This is a genomic window from Mycobacterium neumannii (assembly GCF_048452905.1).
In the GTDB taxonomy this organism is placed as follows: Bacteria; Actinomycetota; Actinomycetes; order Mycobacteriales; family Mycobacteriaceae; genus Mycobacterium; species Mycobacterium neumannii_B.
The window spans coordinates 45730-53669 of record NZ_JBCGVF010000004.1 but is presented as its reverse complement, the minus strand read 5'-3'; the positions used below and the strand labels follow the sequence as shown (position 1 = coordinate 53669).

Below are 7940 nucleotides of genomic sequence, written 5' to 3'. Positions count from 1 at the left end.
GGGGTGTCGGTCCTGGTCGATGCGCCGACCGTCAGAAGCTTGAGCGAGCACGTGGACAGCCAGATGATTCAGGACGGGAAGCACACGCGATAGGCACTGCCGACAGCGGTCACCACACCCCGGGGACGAGGCGGTGGCGGACTGCCTGGGTGTATTCGGTGTAGCCGTCCAATTCGTCCTGGAGAAGTTTCTCCTCATCGCGAATCCGCAGGCCAAGCACCATGACAGCGGGTAAGACGACAAGCAGCCCCCAAAAGCTGCCCAGGGCAAGCGAGATGCCCACCACCAAGATGACATTGGCGGTGTACATGGGATGGCGCACCAGCCCATACAGCCCCGTGGAGACGACCTTCTGACCCTCCTCGACCTGCACGGTTGCTGCGGCGTAGTTGTTTTGGATCACGACCAGCATTACCCCACCGAGCGCGGCGACGACCAAGACATCTCCGAGCAAGCAGATCGCGGCGGGCACTTGCGACCAACCGAAACGGTGGTCAAGGGCGCTGATAATGAATGCTGACAGCAGCGTGAGGTACCAGCCAGCGATAAAGAGCTTTTGCTTGGTTCGAGTTTCGCCTGTCGGACCCGCGCGCATCCGGCGCTTCAGTGCATCGGGATTGGTGCGCAGCAAATACAACCCGAGGATCCAGGTCGTCAGGGCGAACACCGCGAGGAAAAGCCACGCCTGCCAGTAGTCAACCGTGCCTGCCATTAGGAAAACGATCAACCCGAACAAGACAGGCTCGACAAGACCGACCGCCATCGCCTTTAGAACAGGTATCAACTCACTCTCCTAACAGTCCGCCGGACGCACGCTACCAGCAACGCGTATGGGGCTGATCTGGTCGGAGAGCAGATCAGCCCCATCAGTGCGGGCTATCGGGACCGGCCATCATCCGCTTGGCATGGCCGACACGTAGGTTAGAAATTCTGGCAGGTGTCGAAGATCTGTTGGTAGATCGGGAGGAAGGGCTGGTTCGCCGGCATGCTCACGATCTGCTCAGCCATCATGCGACGTTGAGCAGGCGGTGATGCGAGGAACTGCTGCACGCCGGCGGACGTCATCGGGTCGCTGAGCACTGCCGCAGCCCTCGGATCCGCAGCGTTTGCCGCTGCTTGAACTTGCTGGTAACTGCACGTCGTGTTGACAGCCGAATCCAGATTGGGCTGTGCCGACGCAATTCCCGCCCCAGCGGTCAACGCCAACGCGAGACCGCCGAAACCGACAGCCATCTTCCCCGACGAAATCTTGATCATATGCAGCCTCTCTTCCACGCAAATTCCCACTGAAACGCAGTTACTCGACCTTAATCGCTCGGCTCGGGCCGAGCGTTACATTGGTCGATACCCGAATCAGTGAAGTTCGCAACATTGCTTTTCGATCTCGAGCGAGTTCGGCGGCGCCAGCTCTAGGGTAGTACCGCCGCCTCGAACGTTGCTCGAGTGACAAGAATGTGCGCAGCTCCGCATTCCGGATGCAATTGACGTGCTAGACGAGGGGGCTTTCGCCTGCCACTCAGTCATGCGAGAGAGCCCCGGCTTTGCTCTCGAATGCGACGGCGACTGATAACGAAACGGCCGTCCTGGATGGGAAGGGGCAGCGCCCTCTGCGGAAAGGCGCTTTGATGGAATCGTTGCCTTAAACGGACGCTAGTTAAGCCTGCGCCAGCAAAACCTTCAATTTCTCGTTGACCGCCGGCAGTTCCGACGTGAGCATCGAGATGATCCGGTCGCGTGCCCGCTCGCTGACGTTGGCGGTCACATGGTGCAACGCGTTGAGCCGCGCCGCGTCGACCCACTCCATCATGTCCGGGTCGGAGAACCACTGCAGTTGGTTCTCGTTGAAGATCAACATCATCCGCAGCCAGTCGATCGGGACGTGCGGGTAGGGCACCGGTCTGCAGAGCCGATTGCGCGCGGCGTCGTCGGAATACGCCGTCTCGACGTGGGCGATGACGGCCGCACTGAACGCCGGCTGGCACGTGCGCACCGTCTGCAGCGCGATGTGGTCGCCGTCGAAGATCGTCGTCACCGGCTCCTTGCCCAAACCGTCTGCGGTGCAGTCGATGTAGAGCACCGAGTCGCCGACCTCACGCACCCCGTCGTCGAGCGTGATCCGCCCCGGCTCGATCGCCCGGACGTGGCCCATCCGCACGACGTCGGCGATGCGGCGCAGCTCGGACAGCTCGGCCTGCGACAGGATCGCGCACCGATACATCGTCGGATCGACGGAGCGGTCGATACGTTGCAGGCAGCCCTTGTCCTCGAGTCGATCGAACAGATCCGGAAGCGACTCCGCCTCCCGCACCGCGAGCAACTGGTTGGCGAAATCCCCGATCGTGTGCTTCGCGAACTGCCGGCCGGGTTGAATGGCCGCCCGGTCCAGCACCCACGACTCGCGGGGTTTGATCCACGTCATCCGCTCCGGCGTGATGCCGTGCCGCAACAGCCACAGGCATGAGTCCATCGCCGTCTTCCCCGCTCCGACAACGACATAGCGGTCACGCGGGTCCGGCAGCCGCGGCAAGCTGTTGGGCGGCACGACATGGACGCCGTCCGCGATGTCATAGGACGGGCGCCGCATCGACGGCACGACGACCTCGACCCGCGTCGTCACCACCCGCCGCGCCGTCACCTCGATGTCCTCGCCACCGAATGTTCGCACCCGCCCGTCGCCGAGATACTCGCTCATCGGCAGATACGTCACCCGACCGGTCGGCAGCAGGTGCTGGGTCATCACCGCGTCGAAGTATGCGCACACCTCGGCACCGGTGGCCAGCTCGTAATAGCCTGCGTTGAGCCCGAATTGGTCGACGTTGTCGCTGCCGAGCCCTCTCGAGTTCACTCCGTAGTAGGCCGACGGCTGGTGCAGCCGCACGAATGGGTACGTCGTCGTCCAATGACCGCCGGGCTGGTCGTTGCGGTCGACCATCACGACCGTCGCATCCGACTCGTGGACCAACGTGTCGGTGAACGCGAGCCCCATCGCGCCCGCCCCAACGACCAAGTAGTCGGCCTCCAACGTCCTGCCCATCTATCGCACGCTATCGAAGAACTTCGAGACGTCGTCGACGTACAGGTCGGGCTGCTCGAATGCCGCGAAGTGACCGCCGCGCGGCATCGTCGTCCAATGGGTGATGTTGTATCCGTTCTCGCACCAGTCGCGGGGGGCCTGCAGGATCTCTTTGGGAAAGGACGCGACACCGGTCGGGAGTTCGACTCGGTCGAACCCGCCGAACGCGTTGAAGCTCTCCCAGTAGAGCCGGGCCGACGACGCGCCCGATGCGGTCAGCCAGTACAGCATCACGTTGTCAAGGAGCTCGTCTTTGGTCAGCACATTCTCCGGATGGCCGTCGCAGTCCATCCACGACCAAAACTTCTCCACGATCCACGCGAGCTGCCCGACCGGGGAGTCGACGAGGCCGTAGCCGAGGGTCTGCGGACGGGTGGACTGCTGTTTGGAATAACCCGAATCCCACTTCTGGTAGTACGCGCCACGTTCCAGCGCCCGCTTCTCCTCTTCGGTCGGGTTCTCGAGCTTGCCGGGTGGGAACCCGAGCGGCATGTTCAGGTGGATCGCCCGGCATCGGCTGATGTCGCCGCCGGAGCGGCTCCGGCGGCCCCCGTTTCGGCCGATCTGCGTCGTGACCGCCGCGCCCCAGTCGCCGCCCTGCGCGCCGAACCGGTCGTAGCCCAGTTCGCCCATCAGGGTGTTCCAGGCCGAGGCGATCTTCTCGATGCCCCAACCTGTTTCGGTGGGCTTTCCGGAGAAGCCGTAACCCGGCAGCGACGGGCAGATCACGTCGAAGCCGCGCTCGGTGAGCGGTTCGATCACCTTGTGGAACTCGACGATCGACCCCGGCCAGCCGTGGGTGATCAGCAACGGGAACGCATCGGCCTGCGACGAGCGCTGATGGATGAAGTGGATGTCGAGCCCGTCGATCTCGGTGGTGTAGTGGTCGAACCGGTTCAACGCCGCCTCGCGGGCCCGCCAGTCGTAACACTCGGCCCAGTACTCGGCCAGTTCGCGGGTGTAGGCCAGCGGAATGCCCTGGCTCCAGTCGTCGACGCATTCGGCCTCGGCCCACCGCGTTCGGCGCAGCCGCGATTGCAGGTCGGCGAGGTCGTCGTCGGGGATCGCGATGCGGAACGGGCGGATGGCTGCCATGTCCGGATCCTGTCACGGGATGAATTCCTGCGACCGCGGGAGTCGGTATCTACGTGACGACGATCGGAACGGCGGGGCGACGGGCGTGCGCCGTACTCGCGGCGGGATCGGCCCTGTTACACGCGGCCATGCTCGGCCACGCGGAACGTCCGTTCACCGCCGCGGTATTGGCCGCGATGGTCGGGGCATGCCTGTACTGCGCGCGTGACCTGTGGCGCGACGGGCGGCAGCGCACGTGGGTAGCCGTCGCGCTGATGAACCTGGCGATGATCGCGCTGCATCTGCCCGGGCCCGGCCATCACCACGGTGCGGCGGCGACCAACGGCCCGCCGACCGTGATGGCCGTGGCCACAGTGGTCGCCATGGTCGAGGCGGGCATCGCCGCGGCCGTGCTGTACGTGCACAGCCGGGCCACGGCGGTGGAGTTCAGCGGTAGACCAGACCGCTGAGCCTGCGCGCCAGGCCGTTGCGGACGGCGGGTACGAGCCCGGTGAGTTGGATCGCCGTGTTGCGGATCGGCCGCGCGGCGCGGGGGAGGGTGGCCAGGCGGGTGAGGCGATCGGTCATCTCGACGACCTCCTGCGCGATGGGGCGCCGCGACTCGCTGTAGCCGTCGAGCCGGGTGTCGGGTTCGCCTGCGAGAACAGCGGTCAGCGCGTCGGCGAGTGCCACCGCGTCCTGGATGCCGAGGTTCATGCCCTGCCCGCCGGCGGGACTGTGCACATGGGCGGCGTCACCGGCCAGCAGCAGCCGGCCCACGCGGAAGGTGTCGGCGACCCGGTGGTGAACGCGGAAGCGTGAACCCCAGATCACCGCGTTCACCGTCGGTGCCGCGGCGCCGATACGGGCGTCGAGGATCTGCTGAATGAACGCCCGAGATGGTTCCTCGGGTGCCTCGGCGACCGGCGCGACGATCCGATGAATGCCGTCGGGCAGCGGTGCCACCACCGTCAAACCCTCCTTGGCCCAGTACAGGATGACCTCGTCGGAGGGCGCGCAGCCGGTGAGCCGGACGTCGGCGAGTACGAACGACTCGTCGTACACGCTGCCCTCGAACCCGATCTGAGCCTGCTCCCGCACGAGGCTGCGCATTCCGTCGGCGCCGACGACGTAGCGCGCGCGGACGGTGTCGCCGTCGTCGAACGTCGCGGTGACGCCGGTCCGATCCTCGCCGAGCGCGGTCAGGGTCTTCGGGCGCAGCACACGACCGCCAACTTCCGCCAGTCGCTCGAGCAACAGGCGTTCGGTGGTGGCCTGCGACACCATCAACGAATACGGATACTCGGTCGGCAGCCCGCTGAAGTCGACCGGGATCAGCGTGCGCCCGCGGTCGCGGATCGTGAACCGCGACGCCTGCACGCCCTCCTTGACCAGCCGCCTGGCCACGTCGAACCCTTCGAGCACCTCGAGTGTGCGGGCATTGACCACCGCTGCGCGCGACGTGTTGGCGCCCGCGGCCTGGCGATCGACCACCGTTGTTGCCACGCCGTGCGAGACCAACGCGACCGCCGCTGCCAGTCCGGTCGGGCCCGCCCCGACGATCAGGACGTCGGTGTCGTGCGTGTTCATCGTCTTCTCCTTCCGCCGGGGCCCATCTATGCCAACGCTTGTTGGCATCACTATGCGCCGGAGTTCAGCCTCTTGTCAACACTTGTTGGCCTACACTTGTTGGCATGCGGAGATCCTCGGAGCAGACCAAGGCGGTCATCCTGGCGGCAGCACGCGACCGGTTCGCTCGATCGGGTTTCGAACGGGCCACCATCCGGGCCATTGCCGCGGACGCCGGCATCGACCCGTCGATGGTGATGCGGTACTTCGGCAACAAGAACCAGTTGTTCGCGGCGGCCGCCGACTTCGACCTGCAGATCCCCGACCTGTCCGGTGTCGATCCCGGTGAAGTCGGGGCCAGCCTGGTGTCCCACTTCATGAACCGGTGGGAGCGCGATGAGGCACTGATCGTACTGCTGCGGTCGAGCGCGACGAACAATGGTGCGGCACAACGGATGAGCGATATCTTCACCCGGCAGCTGCTGCCCGTCGTCGCCACGATCAACCCCGTCGCACCGGAGCGGCGGGCGGTGTTGATCGCGACGCAGACGCTGGGGTTGGCGCTGTGCCGGTACGTGCTGCAGTTACCACCGGTCGTCGCGATGTCGCACGAGGAGATCATCGCGGCGGTGGGACCGACGGTGCAGCGTTATCTGGACGCCCCGTAATAATCGGCGGTGATGTGGACCCCGACGCTTCTTTCGATTGCCGCCGCCACGCTGCTGGCCTGTGTCGTGTTCGGAGGCGGCCTTTATGAGACCGTCGTCGTTGATCCCGCCTGGCCCAAGCGGCCCGGCATCATTCAGGCGCACAATGGCGGTCTCTCGCGCCGCCGATTCTGGATCCCGGCGCACACCTCATTCGAGGTGCTGCTCGTCGTCGCGCTCATCGCCGCGTGGTCCTACGCCGACGTGCGTACCGCGTTGCTGGTGGCGCTGGCCAGCCATGCGGTGATGCGGGTGTGGTCGCTGGTCGACTTCATACCGAAGGCGGTGGCGTTCGAGAGGGGCGATCCTGCGGAGGTCGACGAGGCCGCGGCGGTGCGTTGGACCCGGCGAAGTTGGCTGCGGTTGCCGCTTGACCTCGTCACCTGCATCGCGATGCTCACCGCGCTGGCGCTCGCATAGACCGGTTGATCAACGGGCATAGCTAGGCCATGAGTGAGGACGCCGGCCGCGCGCCGCAGGAGACTCCGCAGGCCTCCGAGATGATCGACCGGCTGCAACAACAGACAGGACGGAACCAATCATGATCTCGACCGAGGATGTACGCACGCTGCTGCAGTCCGAAGAAAGCAATGCCATCCTGGTCGTCGTCGAAGGCCGGGTGGAGGTGATCAGTGCGGGCCGGCTCGCCTCGGCCGACTACCGCGGCGCCCTTGAGGTGGCGGCCCGCGACGACCTGGTGCAACGCATCGGTGAGGCGCCATCCGACCGCGAAATCGAAGAGCAGGCAGCACAACTCGACACCGCGGTCTCCGAGCTGGGCGGCTGATTGCCCCGAAGCTGGGTCAAGCCTCGATCTCGCCGACGATCTTGCGTTCGATGCTCGCCCGGGTCGTCGGGGGCAGCACGATGAGGCCATCGAGTTCTTTCTGCGCCCGGGCGTAGGCCGCTTTCCGCTCGTCGGAGGTCGCCGCGTCGTCGGATGCGAGCCGAAGCAAATGCTGGGCCCTTTCGATGCGAGCCTGGTCTTCGGTCGAGAAATCGCTGCGGCGCCTGCGAATCGCGTCGGCCTCGGCGATGTCGAACGCCGTCACATACTCGTTCACCGCGTCGCGGTAGTCGATCTGCGTGGCGCGGTCGGCGATGATGTCGTCGACGGATTCGGGGCGCAGCAGATCCGCGCGACTCCTGGCCTTGTGAAATGCGATCGTCAACGGCGCGCTCATGTCGGTCATCAGCGGAAAGTCCAACAGCTTCGCGACGTCGATCTCGTACTCGAGCCAGCGGGCGTCGGTGTCGGCGTGACGCTGCATCACCGTGGCCATCTCGCGCCGGTTCGCCCCTTCATGGCTACGTGCTCGGCCCGACGCCTCGGCCAGCGCCACCTTGGTCTCCTGCTTGATCCGATAGCGCTCGAGTCGGCGTTGCGCACGACGTTCGTTGGCGGCCGCCGCGACCGCGCGCACACCGCCCGCGATCACGCCCCCGAAGGGAAAGATCAGCCACCAGAAGTTTCCGGCGAAATGGAGCAGGGCTTCCATCCCACCCAGCATGCCATC

The 7940-nt window shown here is 65.6% G+C and carries 10 protein-coding genes; 4 read left to right on the top strand and 6 right to left on the bottom strand.

The annotated features are described in order from the left end of the window. Positions 1-109: 109 nt before the first annotated feature. The 4 genes from AAHH99_RS16585 to AAHH99_RS16570 all read right to left on the bottom strand — a co-directional run bounded on the left by AAHH99_RS16585 (position 110) and on the right by AAHH99_RS16570 (position 4168). Positions 110-763 (bottom strand): methyltransferase family protein, encoded by a 654-nt coding sequence (locus tag AAHH99_RS16585; protein WP_418769706.1) that lies wholly within the window; start codon positions 761-763, stop codon positions 110-112. 158 nt (positions 764-921) lie between these two features. Continuing rightward, on the bottom strand, positions 922-1275 hold the full coding sequence (locus tag AAHH99_RS16580) for a hemophore-related protein (RefSeq protein ID WP_418769705.1): 354 nt from the start codon (positions 1273-1275) through the stop codon (positions 922-924). Positions 1276-1654: 379 nt separating this feature from the next. Continuing rightward, a complete protein-coding gene (locus AAHH99_RS16575) occupies positions 1655-3034 on the bottom strand; it encodes an NAD(P)-binding protein (protein ID WP_418769704.1) in 1380 nt (459 codons plus the stop codon). Then, complete coding sequence (locus tag AAHH99_RS16570; protein ID WP_418769703.1) at positions 3035-4168, bottom strand: epoxide hydrolase family protein; 1134 nt, start codon at positions 4166-4168, stop codon at positions 3035-3037. 53 nt (positions 4169-4221) lie between these two features. On the opposite strand from AAHH99_RS16570, the gene AAHH99_RS16565 reads away from it, so the two are divergent. Further along, on the top strand, positions 4222-4617 hold the full coding sequence (locus AAHH99_RS16565) for a hypothetical protein (RefSeq protein WP_418769702.1): 396 nt from the start codon (positions 4222-4224) through the stop codon (positions 4615-4617). Here AAHH99_RS16565 and AAHH99_RS16560 read toward each other — a convergent pair. Further along, positions 4595-5737 (bottom strand): FAD-dependent monooxygenase, encoded by a 1143-nt coding sequence (locus tag AAHH99_RS16560; RefSeq protein WP_418769701.1) that lies wholly within the window; start codon positions 5735-5737, stop codon positions 4595-4597. The two genes, AAHH99_RS16565 and AAHH99_RS16560, sit on opposite strands and share 23 nt — an antisense overlap. Before the next feature lie 104 nt (positions 5738-5841). Here AAHH99_RS16560 and AAHH99_RS16555 point away from each other — a divergent pair, with 104 nt between their 5' ends. The 3 genes from AAHH99_RS16555 to AAHH99_RS16545 all read left to right on the top strand — a co-directional run bounded on the left by AAHH99_RS16555 (position 5842) and on the right by AAHH99_RS16545 (position 7210). Beyond that, positions 5842-6384 (top strand): TetR family transcriptional regulator, encoded by a 543-nt coding sequence (locus AAHH99_RS16555; RefSeq protein ID WP_418769700.1) that lies wholly within the window; start codon positions 5842-5844, stop codon positions 6382-6384. Between the two features lie 12 nt (positions 6385-6396). Continuing rightward, complete coding sequence (locus tag AAHH99_RS16550; protein WP_066807763.1) at positions 6397-6843, top strand: hypothetical protein; 447 nt, start codon at positions 6397-6399, stop codon at positions 6841-6843. A 121-nt stretch (positions 6844-6964) separates the two neighbouring features. Beyond that, positions 6965-7210 (top strand): hypothetical protein, encoded by a 246-nt coding sequence (locus tag AAHH99_RS16545; RefSeq protein ID WP_418769699.1) that lies wholly within the window; start codon positions 6965-6967, stop codon positions 7208-7210. Positions 7211-7226: 16 nt separating this feature from the next. Here the strand turns inward: AAHH99_RS16545 and AAHH99_RS16540 are convergent, their stop codons facing one another. After that, entirely contained in the window at positions 7227-7922 is a 696-nt protein-coding gene (locus AAHH99_RS16540) for a hypothetical protein (RefSeq protein ID WP_418769698.1), read from the bottom strand. Positions 7923-7940 lie beyond the last annotated feature (18 nt).